The following is a 22,824-nucleotide window of genomic DNA, read 5'->3' as shown; positions in this document are numbered from 1 at the left end:
TAAAATGCCGCTCCTAATCAATGCAAGACGATTAAACACTTTCCCGTATATAGCCGATAAGTATAATAGGAATCTGCAGCCGCAAGAACGTGTTTTAAGGAGGTGCAAAGGTTGGGAGCATATGATGCAGACAAACGAGTGAGCCATCTCAACAATTGGGATAAAACATTTCAGCAATTATACAGCCGGTATCCCGACGCCATCCTGCTGCTTGATTCTGCAGGGAAAATCATACATAGCAACTCCGCAGCTGAGAGGCTTTTAAAAAAAGAACTGCTTGGCCAAAGCTGTGAGCAGCTCTTTCATTTGCAGGATCAGGAACTTGTTTTACAGTCTTTTGGTGATGCGGCAAAAAACGGTGCACAGCAATCAATCGAGGTTGGAATTCCAATAAATGATGGTGGATTCCGGCATTGCCGGGTCATGTTTTTGAAAGGTGATCAAGAAAAGTCTTCTGCCTGCCACTTTTTAGCTATCCGTGATGTAACAGAGTTCAAAAAAGCACAGGATCAAATTAAGCATATAGCTTACTACGATGAACTGACAGGCCTGCCAAACTACCGGGCGGTTCATCAAAAACTGAATGAATTGACCGAAGAGCCTAATGAAGAACCTGCGGCAGTGATAAAGGTGAACATTGACCGTTTTAAATATTTCAATGAAGTATATGGAAAAACAATCGGGGACAGGCTTTTGGAGGAAATTTCAAAAGAACTGCTAAAACTGGTTCCTTCTCAATACTTTATCGGACGCTTTCATAATGATGAATTTGTGGTGATTGTGCACAGTGTAAAAGACAGAGAGTCCTTCTACAGTGTTGCTGATGAGATGGCTAAGCAGTTTAAGCGGAAGTACAGCATCCAGGGCCAGTATTACCAGGCAAATATCAGCATTGGAGCGGCATTTTACCCAGAGCATGGAAAAGATCCGGACTCTTTGCTGAAAAACAGCGAAATTGCCTTAAAAGCCGGCAAGGAAGACAATGGCCTGAAGGAGTATAGTGAAGAGAAGAGCTATACCTTTCAAAGGCGCTATTATGTGCAGAAGGAATTGTATCTGGCGATGCAAAAAGGCGAGCTGGAGCTTTACTACCAGCCGCAGATTGATACTTGCTGCAGAGCAATCATAGGGGTTGAGGTGCTTCTGAGGTGGCAGCATTCTGAGCTTGGTTTTATCTCACCGGCTGAATTTATTCCAATCGCTGAAGAAACTGGTCTTATTATTGAAATTGGAAAATGGAGCATGGAAGGGGCTTGTGCTCAGCTGAAAAAATGGCATGAAGCCATCAATAATAATTTGAGAATGAGCATCAACCTGTCAGTCAAGCAGTTCTATCAGCCTGATCTTGTTGACATGGTGACAAATATTCTTGAGCGCTATAATATCCCGCCTGAATGCTTTGAATTGGAATTTACCGAAAGCCTGTCCATGCACAATAGTGAAAACTTTATCCGGACGGTAGAACATTTAAAGGACATCAACATTCACCTTAGCGTTGATGACTTTGGCACAGGGTACAGCTCCCTTAGTTATTTAACACAGCTGCCGCTTGATAAAATTAAGATTGACCGCAGCTTTGTAAAAAAAATGATGAACTCCAAACAAGATGAAATTGTGATTAAAACCATTATCGCGCTTGCTCAGAATCTGGGCATGCAGATTATTGCAGAGGGCGTTGAAGAAAAAAAGCAGGCTGAATTTCTGGAAAAGCATGGCTGCTATCAAATGCAGGGATACCTTTTCAGCAAGCCGGTCCCAGCGGGTGAAATGGAACAGCTGTTTATGGAAAACCAGGAAGGAATACGCCCTTTTAAATGAAAAATGGAAAGCCGCTCCTGAAAAGGAGCGGCTTTCTGCATGTATTTAAATCGATTTGTTTTCTATAGTTGTTATGTGTCCAGCTATAAGTAATTGCCGGGGCTGAACGAGCGGCTTGCGCTTTTCGTTGTCCAGCTCCAGCGCCTAGCCACTCGAGTCACTTCACAAAAATCCAAAAAGTCAAACCCGGACTTTCTGGATTTTTGCTCCAGCGCTTGTCGGGGCTGAACGAGCGGCTTCCGCTTTTCTTGTTACCTCAAAAGGGATTCTGCTCCATCTACATAAATTTCAGTGCCTGTTACATGGCTTGATTCATCTGATGCCAAAAAGTAAACAAGGTTTGCCACTTGTTCAGGTGTGCCTGGTCCATCCTCAAGCGGAAGGTCTCCGCCTTCAGGATATTCCACTTTAATCTCCACTTCATCAAGGCTTTCATCCCGCTCTGTGTTGCTTTCAATGTTCGTTTCAATAAATCCTGGGCAGATGGCATTCACGCGAATTTTAAACTGTGCCAGTTCAAGCGCCGCCATTTTCATAAAGGCTGTTTGTCCAGCCTTAGAAGTGGCGTAGGCAGACATGCCGATGTTAGAAAACGTTCTGTTGCCATTAATGGAGCTTGTGATAATGATGCTGCCCCCGTTTTTCTTTAGGAAAGGAATGCTGTGTTTGACGGCAAGGAAGGTTCCTTTTAAATTAGTTGTAATTGTTTTATCCCAATCATCAGGGTCAAGCTCTTCGATCGCTGAAAAGACCCCGTTAATACCAGCGTTGCTGAAAACAACATCAATTTTGCCCCATTTGCTGCCGACTTCCTTGATGTTCTTTTCAACCGCCTGTTCATCAGCCATGTCTACCTTTGTGACCATAGCTTTTCCGCCGGCCTGCTCAATCTCAGCCTTTGTTTTAGAGGCATTCTCTTCATCAAGGTCAAAAATCCACACTTTCATTCCCTCTTTGGCAAATAGAAGAGCTGAGGCTTTGCCGATGCCTGATCCGCCTCCTGTTACAATGGCGACCTTTCCTTTGCTGCTGGCTGTCATATCCTATTCCTCCCGAATTCTTTTTTACAGTATCTGATACCCAAATAGGAGAGGAAAGTATCAATTTTAAATAAAAAAGTTGATACTGGACGGCAAATGCCTTTTTCAGCTTCTGCAGAAGACCATTTAAACTTCCTCCTGAATGCTATCCAGGATCTTGCGGAAAAGGCTGTCCTGCTTCACATCAAAATAATCTGCGAAAGGGCACGTGCCACCTGACAGGCGCTGTCTCATCTGGTTAATCGTGATCTGTTCAGGATAAGCTTCCGATTCGATTTCATCCCACCAAAGCGGGGCTGCTGCAGGAGCATTTTCTCTTCCTCTCAAAGAATAAGGGCAAATGATGGTTTTGCCTTCTCCATGCTGAATGTAATCAACATAAAGCTTTTTGCCCCGGTTTTTCTTCAAGCGCTCAATAGTAAAAGATTCAGGATATTTTTGAATTAAATATGCTGCCACAAAAGAGGTGAAAACTCTTGTTTCTTCATAAGTGAATTCCCCTTCTGTCAAAGGCAGATAGATTTGAATGCCCTTCCCGCCTGAAAGCTTAGGAAAGGCTCTCAGCCCGAAGCTTTCCGTAATCCTATGTATTTCACGGGCTGCTTTAATAGCGAGCGGAAACTCATTCCTTGAGGGAGGATCAAGATCAAATACAACTTCAGCTGGGCTATTGGTATAGATGGTCTGAAAAGGGATGTGAAATTCGATCGCCGTTTGATTGCCGAGCCAGACAAGTGTTGAAAGATCATTGCAGACAATATAGTTAATTCCGTCCGCTTCATGGGATGTGACAAAATCAGGAGCATAGTCAGGAACATTTTTTTGGTAAAAAAGTTCCCCCATAATACCGTGCGGATAGCGGATTACTGTTAAAGCGCGGCTGCGGAGAAAAGGAAGCAGAAATGGCGCCGCTTCAATCAAGTAGGAAATATACTGAGATTTAGTGACAAGCGGGGATTCCCATAAAGGCTTTAGAGGGTGTGTAATCACCGCTTCCTTATGAAGGGGGGCAAGAGCCAGCTGAAATGCTTCCCACGTCCCCTCCAGTTCTTCAGGCTGAAAGCAAAAGCGGACAAAAGAAGGCTCTCTTAGCTGTCCGCTAAAAAATGAGAGAAACTGAAGCTCAGCTAAAACCCCTTCTTTAGCTTGATAAAAGGAACCGGTTTTCTGTATAGTATTTTCTTTAATGACCGCTATAAGTGTTTCTTTTTCCTCTGAACTGAAGCCGTGGGAGAAAACGCCGACAGGAAAAAGGTGGCCTTCTTTTCGGACGGCTGCCTGAAAGTAGCTGTTTTTTTCATCATAGCCTTTAATATAAAAGATGGCATGCTTATAGTTTTTATATTTCAGCCAGCGTTTTGTTCTGCTGCCTTCTTCCCATTTGCTTGTGAGATGCTTGGCAACAATTCCTTCGCCGTCAGCAAGCCGGATACTTTCAAAAAGGGTGTCTGCATCAGGAGTATTTGAAACATACTGGATAAGCAAGGGAGAAGAAGGATCTGGAGCAAGCGGCCACCCGAGCTTCTGAAACAGCTGGCTGAGGGCGTGCTTTCGCTCCTGATATTCCGCTGCAAGCTTCCGTTCCCCTTTCAGCATAAGCAAGTCAAATGCGCAAAAATGACAGGGAGCTTTCTCAGAGGCAATGGTTATCGAGGCTTTTGTTTTCAACCTGCCGCGGGACTGCATCTTTTCAAAATCAGATTTGTAAGGAGAGGAAAGGCTGCAAAGCTCTCCGTCAAGCTGGAGCGGGAGAAATGGGGCAAGCTTCGCTTTTTGGCTAACAAGCCACTGTTTTATTTCCGGGAAAGAGGCAAACAAGTCTTTGCCGTTTCTGCTTGTCAGCAGCATCTCGTCTTCTGAAAGAGTTAAAATGGCTCTGAAGCCGTCAAACTTTGTTTCATATATCCACTGCTCTCCTTTTGGAAGAGTGCTTGTCAGAACTGGCAGCATCGGTTTCATGTTGGAACCTCTCATTTACTGAAATAAAAAAGGAGGACAATTCATGTCAGAAGAATCATCCAAAGCGGTATTTCTTGACCGTGACGGGGTCATTAATGAAGTCATGTCAGCGCGGGTCAGGCATGTGAATTCCCCAGAGAATTTTTACTTTCTGCCTGGAGCTAAAGAAGGCATCAAAATGCTTCATGAGGCCGGATTTTTAATCTTTGTTGTAACAAACCAGGGAGGTGTCGGCCTCGGATATTTGAAAAAGAAAGTTCTTGACTCCATCCATCGGAAAATGGAAAAAGAAATTGAAAAAGCAGGCGGGAAATTAACAGAGATAAAAGCCTGCTGCCATTCTCCGCATGCAGGCTGCAGCTGCAGAAAACCGGAGCCGCAGCTCATTCATGAGCTGCTGGATAAGTACAGGCTGGATCCAAAGAAATGCTTTATGGCCGGAGACAGAGAAACAGATATTGAAGCAGGTCAAAAAGCAGGCACACGGACAATTCTTATCGGCAGCGGAGAGACGAAGGCTGAAAGAAACTTTCCCTCCCTGCTAAAGGCAGCCGAATGGATTTTGCAGGAAACATCCCTTTAAAAGGCTAAGCTTTTTTCCGTGATGTTTTGCGCTTCTTTCCTTCCTCTTTTTCGCCTGCTGTTTTTTTGTCTGCCTTTGGTTCGGTCTTTTGCTTTTCTTCTTCTTTCGTTTTTGCCGAACGGTTAATGCTTGCCTGCAGGGCGCCCATAAGGTCTACGACATTTTCCCTGTTTGCAATTTCTTCAGGTGTTTTGCCTTCATTTTTCGTTATTTTTTGCTGAATGAGGGCTTTAACATCTTCTCTGTAATCATCTTGATATCTTGACGGATCAAACTTTGCGGTGAGCTGGTCGATCAGCATGATCGCCGTATCCAGCTCCTTTTTCTGCACTTCGGTGTTTTCGGGAACGCTCGGAACTTCTTTGGCACTCCTCACTTCATCAGGGTAATGAATGGTTTCCATAACGAGACAGTTTTCATAAACTCTCACGATGGCCATTTGCTGCTTTGATCTGATCGTAATTTCAGCAATGCCGATTTTTCCGGATGTTTTTAATGCTTCCCTCAGGAGGGCATAAGCTTTGGCCCCATTTTCTCCAGGCTCCAAAAAATAAGCTCTGTTAAAATAGATCGGATCGATTTCTTCAAGGCTCACAAAATCGACGATTTCAACGGCCTTATCCTCATGTTCCTTTTTAAGATCCTTTAATTCTTCATCGCTCAAGATAACAAATTTTCCTTTTACATATTCATAGCCCTTTACGATATCCTCCTGTTTGACTTCTTCATCACAGTTTGGACATTTTTTTTCATACTGAATAGGAGTATGGCATTTTCCATGAAGGTTTCTCAGCTTAATATCTTTATCCTCCGTTGCAGCGTATAGCTTGATCGGAATATTGACCAGACCGAAGCTTAACGATCCTTTCCACATTGTATGCATCATTCCACCAACTTTCGTGATTCGAGAATAGAGGAAGTTTGAAACTTTTGACGAACTTCCTTATTTAAACAAGATTTTTCTACTAAATAGTCTGTGCCAGTTGAAAAGATTCATTATTGGAAAGATCAGGAGATAGCTCTGAGGAGGCTTTAAAATGGCTGGGGAAAAAACGTATTTTATTACAGGTTTTCCAGGCTTTATCGCAGGTGAGCTGATTAAAGAAGCGGTAAAGCGCGATTTATTCCAGCATGTTTACGTGCTGGTGCTGCCTGAGATGGCTGAGCAGGCGGAAATACAGCTGGCAGAAATCGCTCCCGGAAAAGGAACCGTTATAAAAGGGGACATAACAAAAGAGCAGTTGGGCATTGAGCCTGAAACAAGGCGTATTTTGGAGCAGACTGTCACCCATGTTTATCACCTTGCAGCCATTTACGACCTTGGAGTGGAGAGAGAGGCAGCCTTTCTGGTTAACGTAAAAGGCACAATCTGCGTCAACCGCTTCGTAAAGAGCCTGCAGTCTCTCGAATTATATACGTATTTCAGCACGGCCTATGTTTCAGGTAAACGGGAAGGAAAAATTTTTGAATCAGAGCTTGAGCCGGCAGAGTTTAAAAACTTCTACGAAGAAACAAAATGGCTGGCGGAAAAGGAAGTCAGAAGCCTCCAAAAAGAAGTGCCGGCTATCATCATCAGGCCCGGTATTGTGGTAGGGCATTCAAAAACAGGCAGAACAGTTAAATTTGACGGTCCTTACTATATGCTGCAGCTTTTTCAAAAGCTTCGCTATAATCCGTTTATACCGGCTCTCGGGAAAGGGGATGTGCCGTTTCACCTCATTCCGGTTGATTATTTAATTCAAGCTGTTCTATATTTGAGTCAGAGCGGCCGTTTTTCAGGCAAAACATTTCATATCACAGATCCTGACCCGCTTCCGATCGGAAAGGTGTATGAGCTCTTTCTTGAAAAAAGCATTAACATGAAGCCGATTGGAAGAGTATCGCCAAAGCTCATGAAAAAGTGCTTTTCCTCAGATGCGCTGTGCCGGTATTTTCAAGTTAGAAAAGAGGCATTTGATTACTTTATTTATAATGCTGATTACGACTGCACGAATACAGCAGAAGCCTTGAAGGGGACAGCCATTTCCTGTCCGTCCATCGTTTCCTATTCAGATGCGATGATTCAATTTTTTAAAGAAAACCAAAATCAGCCCATCCAGAAAGGTGTGAAAGCTTATGCCGGAAGTTAAAACAAGGCCATCAGCAAAAAAGGCCGCACCATCGAAATTAAAAGCCATCAATCCAGCTACAGGCAAACTGATCAGGGAGATACAGGCATTTTCTGCCGATCAAACAGCAGAAACCTTTGAAAACGCCAGAAAGGCACAAAGCGAATGGGATTCTTTATCAATCAGTGAAAGACTGGTTTATTTCAAAAAGCTGCGCCATCTGATGAGCACAAAGCTTCAGCAGATTGTCCAAATTGTGGCAAGTGATACAGGCAAGCCGAAAACGGAGGTGCTGACTGCGGAAGTTATGCCTGTGCTAGATGCTATCGCCCATTTTGAGAAACATGCAGAAAAAGTTCTTTCAAGAAAGGCTGCCGGAACTCCCATGCTCTTTTGGGGAAAAAAAAGCTATATTGAATATATGGCAAGGGGAGCAGTACTGATCATTTCTCCGTGGAACTATCCGCTTCAGCTTGCGATGATTCCGATGCTCAGTGCACTGGCAGGCGGCAATGCGGTTATCTTAAAGCCTTCTGAAATAACGCCGCTGACAGGCCTTTTAATTGAAATTCTGTTCAAAGAAGCGGGTTTTCCAAACAACGTTGTACAGGCTGCCCACGGAGGAAAAGACGTTGGCGAAGTTTTAACAAAAGGCAAGCCGGATTACATATTCTTTACCGGCTCTGTTAAAACGGGAAAAGCGATACAGGCTCAGGCAGCGAAGGACTTAATCCCCGCAACGCTCGAGCTTGGCGGCAAAGATCCGATGATCGTCTTCAAAGACGCCAATATTGACAGGGCAGTAAACGGAGCAGTTTGGGGAGCTTTCACGAACAGCGGCCAGGTCTGCATGAGTGTTGAGCGCCTCTACGTGGAAAGGCCGGTTTACCATGCCTTTATTGCCAAGCTGCGAGATGCGGTTCAGGCATTAAAACAAGGACACGGAGATCATGATGATATAGGCTCCATGACCTCACCGGCTCAAGTTGACATCGTGAAAGAGCAGATGGAGGATGCGCTGCAAAAAGGCGCTAAAATGGTAACAGGCGAAGCGCCAGAATACTGGAATACAGAAGAGGGCTTATATATCAAGCCGATCATTTTAGCTGACGTTTCAGCGGAAATGAAAATCTTATCGGAAGAAACATTCGGGCCTGTATTGCCGGTAATCCCATTTGATTCAGAGGAAGAGGCCGTCAGAGAGGCAAACAGCACCGATTACGGGCTGAATGCAAGCGTTTGGACAAAGGATATGGATAAAGCTGAAAGAGTCGTCTCGCGCCTTGTAACAGGAAATGCAGCCATCAACGATGTGATGGTGAATGTTGTGAATCCTGAACTTCCTTTTGGAGGGGTTAAAAACAGCGGCATCGGGAGCTATCACGGTGAAGGCGGCTTGCGGATTTTCTGCCACGAAAAAGCTGTTATGGCAGACTCAGGCAAAAAAAATTACGAAATTCAATGGTATCCGTATAAAGGGAAAATGCCATTGTTTGTGAAGCTGTTTCAAAACATCTACGGCTCAAAACAAAACGTGGCTGATATGGCGAAACTTTACACAGACATTCTGAAAAAATCGAAATCCTAAATACGAATGGCGCCCTCTTTTGCAGAAGGCGCCATTTTTTAGGCTATGTTAAAGGAGAATGTTGATTTTAGAGCATCTGTTAATTAGAGTAGAAGGCTTGCGGCTCCAGCACTGCACGCGGAAAGCGGACGCCTGAAACGGAAATCAACAGTCAAATTTTAAAAAATCTTTAATCCCTGCATCACAAGAATAAAGGTGCCAAGCAAAATAACATAGCCTGCAAACCACTTTAAAGAGTGCTTTTTAACAAAACCAATCATCCACTTCACAGCAATATAGCCGAATAAAGCAGAAGAGAGAGTGGCTAAAAACATTGGGACAAGCCCTAAATGCGCCCCGCTTGCAGCAAGATCCTTCATTTGAAAAAGGATGGCTCCAAAAACAGCTGGAATGGAAAGGAGAAAAGAAAAATATGCGGCCGTTTCCTTATCAATGTTCCGAAACAGTGCCCCTGCTATCGTTAATCCTGATCTTGAGACAGCAGGAAAAATCGCCAATGCCTGAAATCCTCCGATCCAAATGCTATCGAAATAAGATAATTCCTCCAATTTTTTATGGCCGCGTTTCGCATTGCCGGCAAGCCAGAGGAAAAGGCCTGTTAACAGGAATTCCCATCCGATCGTCAGACCAGTGACAGAAAGACTTTCAAAAAAATTGCTGAAACAAAGGCCTGCAATCACAGCTGGAATGGTTCCTGCTGCAAGCAGCCTGGAAAGCCTGCCGAAAGGGTCTTTCAAAAGCTTGAGAAGAATATCCTTGTAATAGACGATAAGGGCGATGAACGTTCCGATATGAAGCATTGTATCAAGAAAGATTCCGGCATCCTGCAGGCCGAACAGCTTTCTTCCGATATAAAGATGGCCTGTACTGGAAATGGGGAGAAATTCAGTCAGCCCCTGAATAATCCCAAGCACAATGGCGGCAATAGAATCCAAACCCTTGTCCTCCTTGGAGTCAGCTAGTATATTCATATGAAGGAAGAAGGGTTAAGTAGAACAAGAGTTTAAGATGAAAAACAAGTTGACAGGATAGGCGATAAAAGATATATTTGGGTTAACAAATAAAATGATTCTCTCTTTCAAAGGGGAGTAGCGTTCGGGTTTCCACCTGAAAATAAAGTCGTCATTACGTGGGCCTTTGATGCCGCCGGCTTTATTGACATGTTTCTTTCAACATGTTCAGCAAGACCTTTGCCTGTTTGGCGAAGGTCTTTTTCCATTTTCTTTAGCCTAATCAGGAGCAGAGAGACAGATTAGGAGGAGAAAATGGATTTTTCAATTTTTATGGAGTATGGATGGGTGCTGCTTGTCTTAATTGTTTTAGAAGGGATTCTAGCAGCAGATAATGCCCTTGTTATGGCGGTTATGGTCAAACATTTGCCGGATGATCAGCGCAAAAAAGCTTTGTTTTATGGACTGGCAGGAGCCTTTGTATTTAGATTTGGTGCGCTTTTCGCCATTTCCCTTCTTGTCAACGTATGGCAGCTTCAAGCCGTTGGTGCACTCTATCTCTTATTTATCGCTGTTAATCATATCCTGAAGCGGTATATTTTCAAAAAGGAAGAGGAAGAAGCAGAAGCCTCTAAAAAAGGTTCTGGTTTTTGGATGACTGTGCTGAAAGTAGAAATAGCCGATATTGCCTTCGCGGTAGACAGTATACTTGCAGCCGTAGCCCTTGCTGTAACACTTCCAAAAACACCGCTGCCTTCAATTGGAGGCCTTGACGGCGGTCAATTTGCCGTCATCTTTGCGGGCGGACTGATTGGTGTTGTCATTATGAGATTTGCAGCAAGCGCGTTTGTTGCTTTGCTGAAGAAAAGGCCAGCTCTTGAGACAACTGCTTTTGTCATTGTTGGCTGGGTCGGTGTGAAGCTTGCCCTTTATACACTGGCACACCCTGACGTGGACTGGATTTCCCATCATTTTGTCGAATCAAGCACCTGGAAAATTACATTCTGGGCAGTTCTCGCCGGCATTGCAGTTGGCGGATGGTTCCTTTCTAAAGAAAAAAACCCTGAAAAATCTTCATACGAAGCTTAATAAGCAAAAAAGCACACCGGCTCCCGGTGTGCTTTTTTAAATAGTGGGTACTAGTACTTTTGTAGGCTGCATCTCTTTTGTGTAATTTAGCCTATTCAAATAATAAGTAAAAAGATTTTTGAATACAACCCCTTAATTTTCAGGGTAATGGCGTATCTTCTTAATGATAGTGATAAAGGATGAGAAAGGGGCAAAAAATAAGGATTAGGTCTAAAGGTTTAATATATGCTTGAAAGTGTTTTCAAATGCGGAAAAAAGGGTGTGAAATATCGACTTTGGAATAAAACGGCTTCTGCCGGAACTATAAAAGGCACCTTTTGAACTGTAATGAAAATAATATATTTGGGAATAACCAATATATATTATCCATCTTTCCTCTACAGCGGCGGTATTTCCGCGTCTGTTCAGCTTTATGGTCAAATGGTTTCACATTTTCTTCCTTTGCGCTCCCCATCTAAATTAGCTATGATAAACGAAGTATGAAATGGGAGAAACAGAGGTGAAACTTGTGGCAGGCCTTTTGTTTAGGTTCGGTAAAAAGAAAGGCTCTTTGGAAGAGACAGTTTTAAAAATACAGCAAGGCGATCAGGCTTTGCAAAATCAGCTGATCAATCAATATAAGCCCTTCGTTGCAAAAACAGTTTCATCCGTCTGTAAACGATATATAGATGAAACAGATGATGAATTCAGCATTGGCTTAATAGCATTTAATGATGCGATAGAAAAATACTCTCCGGAAAAAGGGAATTCACTTCTGGCTTTTGCAGAATTGATTATAAAACGGAAAGTGATTGATTACATACGAAAAGAAGCCAGAAATGCACAAACAGTCAACATGGATATGCAGGAGCACGAAGAGGGAGAAGCTTCTCAAAGCAAGATAGAAGCTGATCTGTCCATAGATGAATTTCAGAGACAAATAGAGCAAGAACAGCGGCAAGAAGAAATCCTCCATTTTAAAAGGGTATTGGAGGAATTCCATCTCAGTCTTCCCGATCTTGTCAAAAATTCTCCAAAACATGCAGATGCCAGGCAAAATGCGCTACAGGTTGCTCAAACACTTGTTGCACATGATGATTTGCGGAAGATTCTGTTTCAGAAAAAGCAGCTTCCTGTCAAACAGCTCGAAAAGCTTGTTTCAGTGAGCCGTAAAACCGTCGAACGGAACCGGAAATACATTATTGCCATGGTGATCATTTTAACAGGGGACTATCTCTACTTAAAAGATTACATAAAAGGGGTGCTATAAGCATGAAAAAAGGGGTCGTTATTCATCAGAAGGATGGATGCGTTACTTTGCTTACACCGGATGGTCAATTTATGACGGCGAAAAGCCTAAGAAAAAACTGCAGCGTTGGTGAGGAAATAACTTTCCTTCCTTCTGAAGCGGATAGAAAAGACCGTGCAGGCATATTTTTTGGCGAACGTAAAATTCACTTTGTCAGATATGGGGCAATTTCAGCTATTGCGCTCATTGTTTTAGTTTTTGCCTGTCTGCCATTCATGAACAATGAAAAGGTTTATGCCTATATGACAGTTGACATTAATCCAAGCTTTGAGCTTGCTATGAACAGCAAAATGCAGGTGATCAAGATAGAGCCCATCAATGCAGATGGATCAAAGCTGATAAAAGAAATGCCGGATATCAAGCATGAAACCTTGAAAAACGCAGTAAATACCATTGTGTTTAAAAGCAAGGAAATGGGCTACATTAAACAGGGCAAGCATCTTTTGATTGCTACTGTTCTGAACAGTGAAGATGAGGAATATGGAAAAAGCCTGCTTAAGAGAGTCAACTCCTTAAAAGGGGCCTACAAAAAAGAAGATCTGCCAGTCAAAATTGTTCAAACTGATCTAAAAACAAGGGAAAAGGCAAAAGAAGAGGGTATATCCACAGGAAAATACCTCGAACTTCACCTGCAGCCGCCAAGCGGGAAATCAAAAGGCGCCGCATCGGATGGTTCTGCAAAAAAAACAGCATCTCCCCCTAAAAAAATAGAGCAGGTTTCTGTAAAAGCTCCTGCCCCAGTAGAAACATCGCGCCCCGCTGACAGAAAAGAATTTCATGCTGCTATCGCAAGCACGAAAAGCAAGCTGCAGCAGACAAAGCGGAGACTGCAGAAGGAACACATCCAAAAGCCTTCCGACTCTGCAAAACAAAAGCATGACTTTAAAGAAAAAAAGGGACATCCAGAGCCAAATAAAAGAAAAGAAAATCCAGCTTTCCCACATCAGAAGAAAGTGCCTGGGCAAAAAAACGGTCATGATGACTCGTTTCGGGGGAAAGAAAACCTTGCCAAACACCGCAGCGAGCATAAGCAGAACGCCGCTCATAAAAATGAGAATACAAAAAAGCATGTGCTGCATTATGAAAGAAAAAACGAAGAAAAGCAGAAGAAAAAGTCTGAAAAAACACATTTTAAACAAAAATAAAAGAATTCAGCACTCATACTTAATGAATTATAGAAAAAAACAATCGCCGTGCAGAAGCAGCGGCGATTTTTCCATGTTATTCAGTTATTGGGGTTTAGATTGTGATTGTGCCTGGGCAATGAGGCGCTTCGTCATTTCTCCACCGACAGATCCGTTTGAACGTGCAGTCGTATCAGAACCTAAAGTAACGCCAAACTCCTGAGCCACTTCATATTTGAATGTTGCAAGCGCCTGCTCAGCACCTGGAACGAGCAATTTATTTCTTCTGGCCATTTTTTTCATCTCCTCTTCAATAAGATCAGCAGAGTATTCATCTGCTGTAACTTATTTTTTGATGTCCTGTCTGATTTATGCGCTCATTCTTTGTTTCTTTTTACCAGCAAGATCAAGAATAGGGAGATGGCGGGCTGGCGCATTAAGTGGAATAAATTATGACAGACAGCAGCCACAGGCTCACTCTCCGCATTCCATCCTTCTAAGATGCCGTTCCAATATAGCAGCTGACTGCTGATGAAGCCTTGATGCTGAAACAGCAAGCAGCACCAAAATCAGCACATCTTCTATATGTTCCCAAATGAAGTCTGCAAGGGTGAAAGCTGTTTTAGCCTGCTCAATGGCGAGGCGGAATTCTTTTTCATCAAAGCTTTGAATAGGAGCTCCGCTAATTTTGTCCAGTACATATCCGCAAAGGGCGTAAAATAGCGCCGGGCCGATCACATCATCACTTCGGTCTGAGATCGTGTTGAATAAGTATGTGAGCAGGGAGCGAATGGCAGAAAAGTCATAAAGTGATTTTAAATCCCATACTAAAAGGAGAATGGCTGCCTGATCCACGGAATATTTCTTTCCGTGTTCAGGCGGGCCGATCAGTTCTTTAATATCGCGTTTGATCCAGTTTTGGATTGAGGCGGAAGAGAGTGTACCGCAATCGCAAAGGTTGGCAAGCTCGACAATTTCGTTTGAGGAAAATCCATATGGCTGCTGTCCATCCACTATACGGACTAAAATATCAGGCAATTCATCGAGTTCTGCCTGTTGAATTAATTCTTTTAGGTACTTTTTGCCTTCACCTTTCATGGAAAGGAACAGCTCGCCGATTTCTTTTCGTGAAAAGGCATTTTGCATGATGCGTCACCTCTTAGGTTACCTCTTGTTTTTAGTTCTTTAGCTGCAGCTCTTGTCAGAGCTGGTCAAGCGTCTTGCACTTTTTTCATTATATCATTTTTCATTTTTCATGAAGCCGTTTTGCCGGGGCATAATACTGAAAAAGGGAGGTGTTTGGGATGGAGGAGCGTGAGCTGTTTCCGGTAGCGAATTTGAGTCAGGATGATCTCAGCAGATTAGTGCAGGCAGAGGAATCACTCCGGGAGAAAACAGGCGAGGAGATTGTTTTGATTGCTTATAAGCACGAGCAGTCAAAATAACATCAACTTCCTGTTATAGATTCAGCCAGCTGTTAAAAAATATACATGCGGGTATGCCCGCTATTAAGACAGCAGGGGGATTTCGAATGAAACGCAAAGCCTCAAAAAACCAGGCAATTAAAAACAATTTCACCCCAAAGGAAAGTCTTCCTGATGCAGAATTTGCAGCAGGATTTAACAAGGAAGATCTTCATCGGGCGGCAAACAGAAATTCAAAGCACGGCAAACAGGGCCGCTGAACGGAGGAATAATTGTGACGAAAAAGACGGAAAAAAGCCGCACCATGCAAAATCATAAAAAACCTGCAGACATTGGCTTGCTGAAAGAGGAATTTGGAAGCGAGAATGGTGACGTTAATGCAGCAAAAACGATTGAATTGCTGCAGTCCTTAAAGCAGAAAAAGGAAGATAAACAAAAGAAAAAGTGAGGGAAATCCCTCACTTTTTTACATAGCTTTTTCTGTACTGGTTTTAGAACTGATGAAGAATGGCGCTGCTTTTGTCTGTACTGGATCGTAATGAACAAGCAGGTAAGATTTTTCCATCAGGATCTGCCCTGTTTTGAAAAAGGTTTCAAGGTCAAATGGCATGCTTTCAAGGACCGTATGCTTGTATAAATCTTTTTCGGTCAGTCCGATTCTGGCAAAATCTGTGCCAGCCATTTCCGGGTGCTCCAAAAGGCTTTTATAGATTGCATCTTTTTCTTCTTTCTGGAGGGACTCGTTCCAAAGCGGTTTTCTTGGTTTGAATTTGTGGTGGATTAAGTAGTCATAGCGCATCAATCCTTCAGAAAGCTGTACCCTTTCAGGGAAGTACGCTTCAACAAACTGCCTGAGCCGCTTGAACAGGTCTTCAAGCTGATGTCCGATTCTGCTCCAGCCCTGCTTGTCCCAATATGTGCCGAATTCCTGGAAGAAATCAAAAGGGGAATCAAAGACATGATTGACAAGATAGCTGACAGTTGAATCCATTCGATGGTCATTCCAGTACTTTTCGAGTACATCCTCCACCTGCTTGATGCGGATGATTTCATCAAAGGAGAGAACATTATTTTTCAGGATTTCATATGGCGAGTGATCCATATAAACGTAATCATGCTGTGCTGCATTCAGCCTGAGGCCAGTACCTCTCAGCATTTTCAAAAATCCAAGCTGAAGCTCTTCAGGACCTAGGGCGAAAACGTCATTAAAGGTCTTTTTAAAGGAGTCATAATCCTCTTCAGGAAGACCGGCAATTAAATCAAGATGCTGATCAATTTTCCCGCCTTCTTTTACCATTGTAACCGTTCTGGTCAGCTTGCTGAAGTTTTGCTTTCTTTTAACAAGCTCATTTGTTTCATCATTTGTTGATTGAACGCCGATTTCAAAGCGGAAGAGCCCTTTAGGGGCATGATCATTCAAAAATTGGATGACCTCAGGGCGCATAATGTCAGCCGTGATTTCAAACTGAAATACTGTGCCGGGCAAATGCTCATCAATTAAGAACTGAAACATTTCAAGCGCATAGCTTCGGCTGATGTTAAATGTTCTGTCAACAAATTTAATTGTTTTGGCGCCGTTTTTCATTAGATAGCGGATATCATCCTTGATTTTCTCTCTGTCAAAATAACGGACTCCCACTTCTATAGAAGAAAGGCAGAACTGGCAGCTGAAAGGGCATCCGCGGCTTGTCTCAACATAGGTCACTCTTTTTGCAAGCCCTTCTAGATCTTCCTGAAAGCGAAACGGTGTTGGCAGTTCTTTCAGATCAATCTTGCCGGAACCAGGTTTGACCTTCACCTTGCCGTCCTCTCTATAAACAATGCCGCTGATGGCTGCTTTGGATTCTTTTCTTTCAAGAGAATTCAGCAGCAGCTTGAAAGTTTGTTCTCCCTCTCCAATAACGATAAAATCTGCCTCTGGAATACGGTCCATCCAATAAAGGGCATCATAGGTCACCTCAGGACCGCCTAAAACAATAACTAGAGAAGGATTAATTTTTTTCAGCATTTTAATGACTTTAATCGTTTCTTCTATATTCCATATATAGCAGCTGAACCCGATCACATCGGGCTTTTTCGCATACAAGTCTGTCACAATATTCATAGAAGGATCTTTAATTGTATATTCGGCAAGCTCTACATCATACTCAGGGGCCGCATAGGCCTTTAAGTACCTGATGGATAAGCTGGTGTGAATGTATTTAGCATTCAGTGTACTTGCAATAACTTTCATTTCAACACCACTTTTTCTGATTTATTGCTGATTAAGTTAAAAAAAAACGAAAAACAGCTAACTAAAAAGACCTATCCATTCTATCATATTTTCGCCAAAAAAAAGAGAGGGGAACCCCTCTCTGCATACTGCCTCTATAGAAAACCCAAAACTCTCCGAAGCTGTGATGCTCTCAGCTCAATGAGCGGCTGCGCCAGGATCCTGACAGCATTGGTTGACAGGATGCATGTAAAGAACGACGCCAGAACAATACATAGGAACAATTGAGCAGTATGGCTTTTGAGCCAGTCACTAAAATGGCTGTAGCGGATGCCGTTAATGATAAAACCATGAAGAAGATAGACATAAAGCGTTCTTCCTCCCCATTTTGTGAAAATGGTCTCTCCCGATGGAACAAGTGCAAGGAAGCTGAGCATGCAAAGAAGGGTTAAGCCGTACAAACATAATCTGATTGCAATGCCTTCCCATCCTGCCGCGCCGAAGTCCCCGTATGGCTTAGAGCCGTGCAGCCATTCAAAATCAAACGAGATTAAATGAAATGCTGCCCACGTTCCGAAAAGCACGATGATGGAAAGCATCCTCCTGACAGGTGATGCCAAAAGTGCAAAATGCTCTCTTTTCATGAAATAGCCAAGCAAAAATACAGGAAAGTATACAAGCGTGCGGGACAAACTCAAATAATTGGAAAGAAAATCTGCGCATCCTGAAGCTGCCCCTATTGCTGCGGCAACTGGAATGGCTATTTTCCAGCCTGATTTGGAAAACAAAAACAGCATAGCATTCCAATAAAAAAGACTCAGCAGAAACCATAGCGACCAATTTGGATCAAGCAGGTTCCAGTCCATGGTGCCGTCTGGTTTAATGAGATAAAAATAAACAGAGTACATGATCTGGAAGATCGCATAAGGCAGCAGCAATTTCTTGGCCATTTTCAACAAATAGCCTTTTTTATGAAAACCTTTGGAAAAATAACCGGAGATTAAAATAAATGCCGGCATGTGAAAGGTGTAAATCAGTTTGTAAACCTGCATCAGTTCGGGGCTGTCCTCAATAAAAGAGCGGACAAGATGACCGAAAACGACAAGCAGGATTAATAGAAATTTTGCATTATCAAAATAAGCATCTCTTTCTTTCACGAAAATACCCCGCTTTCAGGAAAAAATCAAGGGAATTCTATCCGTCATTATAACGCATCAATGAAAGAGAGAAAGGCCTCCTCCCTTAATTGTTAAGTGGTCTTAATTTTTTTGTAACAATCAGGCAAGCTCTAAAAATAGGCTATGTTAAAAGAGAATGTTGATCTTTAAGCGCCTGTACGTTCCAGGCGGGAGACTCCTGGCTCAGTCCGCTCCGCGGAAAGCGGACGCCTGAAACGGAAACCAGCAGCCAAATTTAATAGAACCTAAAAATAAAATAAAAATATGTCGAAATGGGAAGAAACATTTTGACTCCGGGCTCCGTGTAATTCAGGAGATTTTGGAGGAGTATAGGGTCCCTTGTAGAAATAAATGGTATTCGCTGGATAGAGCGGAAGGGGGGAATGCACATATGAGCCGAATCTTGGAAGTAACTGAGGAAAAGCTGACAGAGGAAGTTGAAAGGCTGAAAGAAGAAAATCGGCTGCTGGCAAGGGATAATCACCTGCTTGCCGGAAAACTGGCATGCTGCAGCAAAATTCTTGATGAATCAATGGAAGCCCTTTTTGTACTGGATGAATCTCTTGAAATAATTGGAGTCAATCAAGCAGCCTGCAAGGTGCTGGAATATTCTGCTGAGGAATTGGAACACCGCAGCTTTATGGAATTTGTTGTTTTTCAGGATGACTGCAAAATGCTTATTGAACAAATGGCTGACAGCATACCCTGCACGAAAGAAACAGTGCTGAAGCTTAGTTCGGGCAAGTTAAAATTCGCAGAGTTTTCCTTTGAGAAGCATTTTACAGGGAAAAGCCGTCTGCTGATGATAAAAGATGTTTCCTCTAAAAAGCTTTTAGAGAGAGAAAAGTCAATGAATGAAAAGCTGTTTAAAGATTTATTTCAGCGCGCAGCTGACGGCATTGTCATATTTGATGGAAACGGAAGATTTGTTGATGCCAATTCTTCTTTCTGCAACCTTTTGGAAATCCAAAGAAAAGATTTGCAGGAGTATGCCTTAGACGATTTTATAGCAGAAAAGAATTGGAACATGAAAAGCTTATTTGACATGCTTCTGAAAAACGGGAAAGCAAAGGGAGAACTGGAAATTCAGCTGAAGCACGGGCAAAAGCGGATATTGGAGCATACAACGGCGGCCAATATGGTCAATGGTTATTTTATGGCAATCCTGCGGGACATTACGGAAAAAAGGACGATGGAGAGAAAGCTTTTTAAAAGTGAAGAAAGATTCAGGGAGATTTTTGAAAATGCCATTGATGCCATTATTATTTGGGAACCTTCAGGCAGGATCCAAAAAGCAAACCATGCGGCATCAAGGACATTTGAGCTGCCGATGGACGAGCTGTTAACCTGCAATGTGATGGATTTTATTGACAGTGAAGATCCGCGATTTTTTCCGGCTAAAAAAGAATATATGAAAAACGGCGCCATTAGAGAAGAACTTTTATTTATCATGGGAAACAATCAGCAAAAGGAGCTGGAATTCACCTCGAAAATGAACGTGATGGAAGGCCATCATCTCACCATTTTAAGAAATGTGAGCGACCGCAAGCGGATGGAAAAGGAACTTAGAGAAAGCGAACAGAAATTCAGAAAGGTGTTCAACGGGGGTCTTGACGGGATTATTCTGTTTGACAGCCAGTGCCGGATTCTTGAAGCCAACCCGATGGCCATTTCCATTCTCCAGATGGAGGACAGCAGGGAAACCGTCAGCTTATTTGACCTGTTAAGCCCTGACCAGTCTTTAGAGTCCAAACAGCGTAGAAAAACTGCTGCAGGCAAGGATGAATTTTCAAGAGAAACGGTATTAAAACTGAAAGACGAAACAGAAAAAATTCTCGAATACTCCGTGAAAAGGAATATTAATGAAAACATGCATCTGGCTGTTTTCAAAGATGTAACAGAAAGAAAGGCACTTGAAGAAAGATTAAGAAAATCTGACACACTCAGTGTTGTCGGTGAACTTGCTGCAGGCATTGCACATGAAATCAGGAATCCGATGACAGCGCTGAAGGGATTTATTCAGCTTCTGGAGGCAAGTGTGCAAGAGGATTTTTCTATGTATTTTAACGTTATTACTTCAGAGCTTTCGAGAATCGAGACCATTATTACTGAATTTCTTGTCCTGGCCAAGCCGCAAGCCGTGCATTATGAACAAAACAGCGTGCTGAAAATTATGCAGCATACTCTTGACCTGTTAGGTGCACAGTCTATATTAAATAACGTTCAGATGCATCTTCATGCTGATAAAGATCTTCCCTCTATTTATTGTGAACCAAACCAGCTGAAGCAGGTGTTCATTAATATAGTAAAAAATGCGATTGAAGTCATGCCTAATGGAGGAAACGTCACCATTACGCTGTCCAGAAAAAGCCGGAATCAGCTTTTAATCATGATAGCAGATGAAGGGACGGGCATCCCAAAAGATAAAATTAAACGCCTTGGAGAACCTTTTTATACGACAAAAGAGCGGGGCACGGGCCTTGGGCTGATGGTCAGCTTTAAAATTATTGAGGAGCACAAAGGTAAAGTGGATGTGAAAAGCAAAGCAGGCAAGGGCACGGTCTTTTATATCACGCTCCCGATCGTGCAGACAGCTGACTAATTACTATTTACCCCTTAGGAAGTCAAATTTTATCCCGCTTGTCACCTTTTGAGCATACAGCCATATAATTTTACTATAAGAAAAAGATTTCACCTTAGGAAACTTATTGGAGGGATAACAATGAAGAGTAACAGCAGTCAAAAAATTTACAGCTACGCGTGCCTTTTTGAAAAATTGCATATTTTAACGGAAGAACAGAAGCAGGCTTTAAAGGAAAAACTGATGAATCAGAGATGAGGAATATTTCCGTTCTGTTCATTGCTTCTCCTATTCGCTCATATAACTTAAATGAAACAGTTTGTCCTTTCTAGCGTAAATAGAGTGTAAGCAGATCATTCTTTTGGGTATGGTAGAAAGGATATGCGGGCGAATAATAGGGGCAGTATGCTGGAGGGAAGAAAAACAATGAATGAATTTATTACACACTTTATGGAGCAATACGGATACGCGGGCATTTTCCTGATCATCGCACTTGAAAATATATTTCCGCCGATTCCATCTGAAGTTATTCTTCCGTTTGGCGGCTTTATGACAACGAACTCCAACCTTTCTCTTATAGGGGTCATCATCGCTTCCACAGCAGGCTCTATTGCCGGGGCAGTCATTCTTTATTGGATTGGCCGCGTTCTCAGCGTGGAAAGGCTCGAAAAAATAGTGGACAAGTACGGCCATATTCTGAGGATAAAAAAGAAAGACATCCACCGCGCAGACAAATGGTTTGATAAATACGGGCCCTGGACTGTTCTTTTTTGCAGGATGATTCCGCTTGTCCGAAGCCTGATCTCGATCCCAGCCGGTATGTCCGGCATGAACTTAAAGGTTTTTCTATTGTTCTCGACCATCGGAACATTGATTTGGAATACGCTGCTGATTTCCCTTGGAGCCGCACTTGGAGACTCATGGAGCACAATTGTTAATGCAATTGGCGTTTACTCAAAAGTTGTGTATGTTATTCTTGCTTTTATCCTCGTCGCTGTTTTCATCTGGTATACTAAACGGAAGAAAAGCCATTAAGCTATAGGGGACGGGGGATTACGGTTTGGTTTATTCCGTTTTTTTCGGACTGCTTATTTTGTATTTGCTTTTTACTGTCGTTTTTTACTGGATCTCAAGCATACGGTTTGCGGCTGCTGCAGGCAGGCTGAGAAAAACTCTCTATGCCTTGTTTCTATTAAGTGTTTGTGCTGGTTTTCTTTCAGGTGAATTGGATGTCCAAAACTGGGAGCAGCTCGCAGTACTGGCTGTCTTTGTTGTATTTATCGACTTGTCGATTTACCAGACACCGAACATCCTGAAAATTTGGAATGCCGAATTTCAGCAGGATGACACCATTAGAAAAACGATAGAAAAGAATGAAGAAACCCTTGGCTATATTGGAAAAAAGTCCATTTGCTATTCTCAGATTCTGCAAGAGTCAGAAGGGTATTTTTCAGCTAAAACGCCTGCTTCAGATCAAGACAGCTATGCAGCAGAGCTCACTGTATATCTGGAGCAATATTTGAATGCGTTCGGCTTTAAAGCAGCCTTTTTCTTCTTTGATGATGCTTCATCAGAGGAAAGCTTGCGGGAGAATATAAGCGGAGCTTTCAGCATGCTTGAAATGAGGCATAATTTATCAATTGAAGCAGGAATAAGAAATGCGATGATACAGGAAATGATGGACGGCCAAAGCCTGCCTGTGAAAGATGAAGAACTGTTCGTTATTGCCTTTTATGGTGCATATAACATGCTGATTTCCGTTAAGAGTGACGATGTTCCGGTCAACGGTATAGATGCTCTCAACATTTTAAACATGGTTTTTGTATTCGAATGGTATATGTGTTTATAGAAGAAAAATATGGTATATTATACTTATAGCACT

Annotated in this window: 21 protein-coding genes; 13 read left to right on the top strand and 8 right to left on the bottom strand. The window is 42.6% G+C overall.

Features of this window, described 5'->3' with window-relative positions; all coding sequences use genetic code 11:
* Positions 1–111: 111 nt before the first annotated feature.
* A complete protein-coding gene (locus LRR81_RS18280; protein WP_231790839.1) occupies positions 112–1,818 on the top strand; it encodes a GGDEF domain-containing phosphodiesterase in 1,707 nt (568 codons plus the stop codon).
* A gap of 251 nt (positions 1,819–2,069) precedes the next feature.
* Here the strand turns inward: LRR81_RS18280 and LRR81_RS18275 are convergent, their stop codons facing one another.
* The gene (locus tag LRR81_RS18275; RefSeq protein ID WP_231790838.1) at positions 2,070–2,858 is read right to left on the bottom strand and encodes an SDR family oxidoreductase; all 789 of its coding nucleotides are present in this window, start codon (positions 2,856–2,858) and stop codon (positions 2,070–2,072) included.
* Positions 2,859–2,984: 126 nt separating this feature from the next.
* Positions 2,985–4,817, bottom strand: a complete 1,833-nt coding sequence (locus LRR81_RS18270; protein ID WP_231790837.1) for a DNA ligase D — start codon at positions 4,815–4,817, stop codon at positions 2,985–2,987.
* Between the two features lie 43 nt (positions 4,818–4,860).
* Here LRR81_RS18270 and LRR81_RS18265 point away from each other — a divergent pair, with 43 nt between their 5' ends.
* A complete protein-coding gene (locus tag LRR81_RS18265) occupies positions 4,861–5,400 on the top strand; it encodes a D-glycero-alpha-D-manno-heptose-1,7-bisphosphate 7-phosphatase (RefSeq protein ID WP_231790836.1) in 540 nt (179 codons plus the stop codon).
* A 4-nt stretch (positions 5,401–5,404) separates the two neighbouring features.
* On the opposite strand, the gene ku is transcribed toward LRR81_RS18265, so the two are convergent.
* Positions 5,405–6,283, bottom strand: a complete 879-nt coding sequence (ku, locus tag LRR81_RS18260) for a non-homologous end joining protein Ku (protein ID WP_231790835.1) — start codon at positions 6,281–6,283, stop codon at positions 5,405–5,407.
* 154 nt (positions 6,284–6,437) lie between these two features.
* Between ku and LRR81_RS18255 the strand changes: the two genes are divergently transcribed.
* Complete coding sequence (locus LRR81_RS18255; protein WP_231790834.1) at positions 6,438–7,529, top strand: SDR family oxidoreductase; 1,092 nt, start codon at positions 6,438–6,440, stop codon at positions 7,527–7,529.
* Positions 7,516–9,096: an aldehyde dehydrogenase family protein gene (locus LRR81_RS18250; RefSeq protein WP_231790833.1), complete on the top strand. Its 1,581-nt coding sequence runs from the start codon at positions 7,516–7,518 to the stop codon at positions 9,094–9,096. The genes LRR81_RS18255 and LRR81_RS18250 overlap by 14 nt, the downstream gene beginning before the upstream one ends.
* A 158-nt stretch (positions 9,097–9,254) precedes the next feature.
* Here LRR81_RS18250 and LRR81_RS18245 read toward each other — a convergent pair whose 3' ends face one another.
* Positions 9,255–10,031, bottom strand: coding sequence for an undecaprenyl-diphosphate phosphatase (locus LRR81_RS18245; protein ID WP_408631623.1), 777 nt, complete (start codon positions 10,029–10,031; stop codon positions 9,255–9,257).
* Positions 10,032–10,361: 330 nt separating this feature from the next.
* On the opposite strand from LRR81_RS18245, the gene LRR81_RS18240 reads away from it, so the two are divergent.
* From LRR81_RS18240 to LRR81_RS18230, 3 genes are all read left to right on the top strand, one after another.
* Positions 10,362–11,135 carry a TerC family protein gene (locus LRR81_RS18240; RefSeq protein WP_231790831.1) on the top strand — a complete coding sequence of 258 codons (774 nt, stop codon included), beginning with the start codon at positions 10,362–10,364 and terminating at the stop codon, positions 11,133–11,135.
* Positions 11,136–11,634: 499 nt separating this feature from the next.
* Complete coding sequence (gene sigI, locus LRR81_RS18235; RefSeq protein ID WP_231790830.1) at positions 11,635–12,384, top strand: RNA polymerase sigma factor SigI; 750 nt, start codon at positions 11,635–11,637, stop codon at positions 12,382–12,384.
* Between the two features lie 2 nt (positions 12,385–12,386).
* Positions 12,387–13,568 (top strand): anti-sigma factor domain-containing protein, encoded by a 1,182-nt coding sequence (locus tag LRR81_RS18230; RefSeq protein ID WP_231790829.1) that lies wholly within the window; start codon positions 12,387–12,389, stop codon positions 13,566–13,568.
* An 84-nt stretch (positions 13,569–13,652) separates the two neighbouring features.
* On the opposite strand, the gene LRR81_RS18225 is transcribed toward LRR81_RS18230, so the two are convergent.
* Both LRR81_RS18225 and LRR81_RS18220 read right to left on the bottom strand, forming a co-directional pair.
* Positions 13,653–13,841: an alpha/beta-type small acid-soluble spore protein gene (locus tag LRR81_RS18225; protein WP_231790828.1), complete on the bottom strand. Its 189-nt coding sequence runs from the start codon at positions 13,839–13,841 to the stop codon at positions 13,653–13,655.
* Between the two features lie 180 nt (positions 13,842–14,021).
* Entirely contained in the window at positions 14,022–14,693 is a 672-nt protein-coding gene (locus LRR81_RS18220) for a DUF1836 domain-containing protein (RefSeq protein WP_231790827.1), read from the bottom strand.
* Between the two features lie 158 nt (positions 14,694–14,851).
* On the opposite strand from LRR81_RS18220, the gene LRR81_RS18215 reads away from it, so the two are divergent.
* From LRR81_RS18215 to LRR81_RS18205, 3 genes are all read left to right on the top strand, one after another.
* Positions 14,852–14,992: a hypothetical protein gene (locus LRR81_RS18215; protein WP_231790826.1), complete on the top strand. Its 141-nt coding sequence runs from the start codon at positions 14,852–14,854 to the stop codon at positions 14,990–14,992.
* Between the two features lie 86 nt (positions 14,993–15,078).
* Positions 15,079–15,231 (top strand): hypothetical protein, encoded by a 153-nt coding sequence (locus LRR81_RS18210; protein WP_231790825.1) that lies wholly within the window; start codon positions 15,079–15,081, stop codon positions 15,229–15,231.
* Between the two features lie 14 nt (positions 15,232–15,245).
* Positions 15,246–15,419 (top strand): hypothetical protein, encoded by a 174-nt coding sequence (locus LRR81_RS18205; protein ID WP_408631622.1) that lies wholly within the window; start codon positions 15,246–15,248, stop codon positions 15,417–15,419.
* A gap of 18 nt (positions 15,420–15,437) precedes the next feature.
* Here LRR81_RS18205 and LRR81_RS18200 read toward each other — a convergent pair whose 3' ends face one another.
* Both LRR81_RS18200 and LRR81_RS18195 read right to left on the bottom strand, forming a co-directional pair.
* Complete coding sequence (locus LRR81_RS18200) at positions 15,438–17,204, bottom strand: B12-binding domain-containing radical SAM protein (RefSeq protein ID WP_231790824.1); 1,767 nt, start codon at positions 17,202–17,204, stop codon at positions 15,438–15,440.
* A 134-nt stretch (positions 17,205–17,338) separates the two neighbouring features.
* A complete protein-coding gene (locus LRR81_RS18195) occupies positions 17,339–18,340 on the bottom strand; it encodes an acyltransferase family protein (protein ID WP_231790823.1) in 1,002 nt (333 codons plus the stop codon).
* 412 nt (positions 18,341–18,752) lie between these two features.
* On the opposite strand from LRR81_RS18195, the gene LRR81_RS18190 reads away from it, so the two are divergent.
* The 3 genes from LRR81_RS18190 (at position 18,753) to LRR81_RS18180 (ending at position 22,791) form a co-directional block, all read left to right on the top strand.
* On the top strand, positions 18,753–20,963 hold the full coding sequence (locus LRR81_RS18190) for a PAS domain S-box protein (protein WP_231790822.1): 2,211 nt from the start codon (positions 18,753–18,755) through the stop codon (positions 20,961–20,963).
* A 405-nt stretch (positions 20,964–21,368) separates the two neighbouring features.
* Positions 21,369–21,977, top strand: coding sequence for a DedA family protein (locus tag LRR81_RS18185; RefSeq protein ID WP_231790821.1), 609 nt, complete (start codon positions 21,369–21,371; stop codon positions 21,975–21,977).
* A 25-nt stretch (positions 21,978–22,002) separates the two neighbouring features.
* Positions 22,003–22,791 (top strand): type II toxin-antitoxin system SpoIISA family toxin, encoded by a 789-nt coding sequence (locus LRR81_RS18180; RefSeq protein ID WP_231790820.1) that lies wholly within the window; start codon positions 22,003–22,005, stop codon positions 22,789–22,791.
* Positions 22,792–22,824: the final 33 nt, after the last annotated feature.

This window comes from Metabacillus kandeliae, assembly GCF_021166585.1.
GTDB classification, from domain to species: Bacteria; Bacillota; Bacilli; order Bacillales; family Bacillaceae; genus Metabacillus_B; species Metabacillus_B kandeliae.
This window is presented reverse-complemented; position numbering and strand designations above follow the sequence as displayed.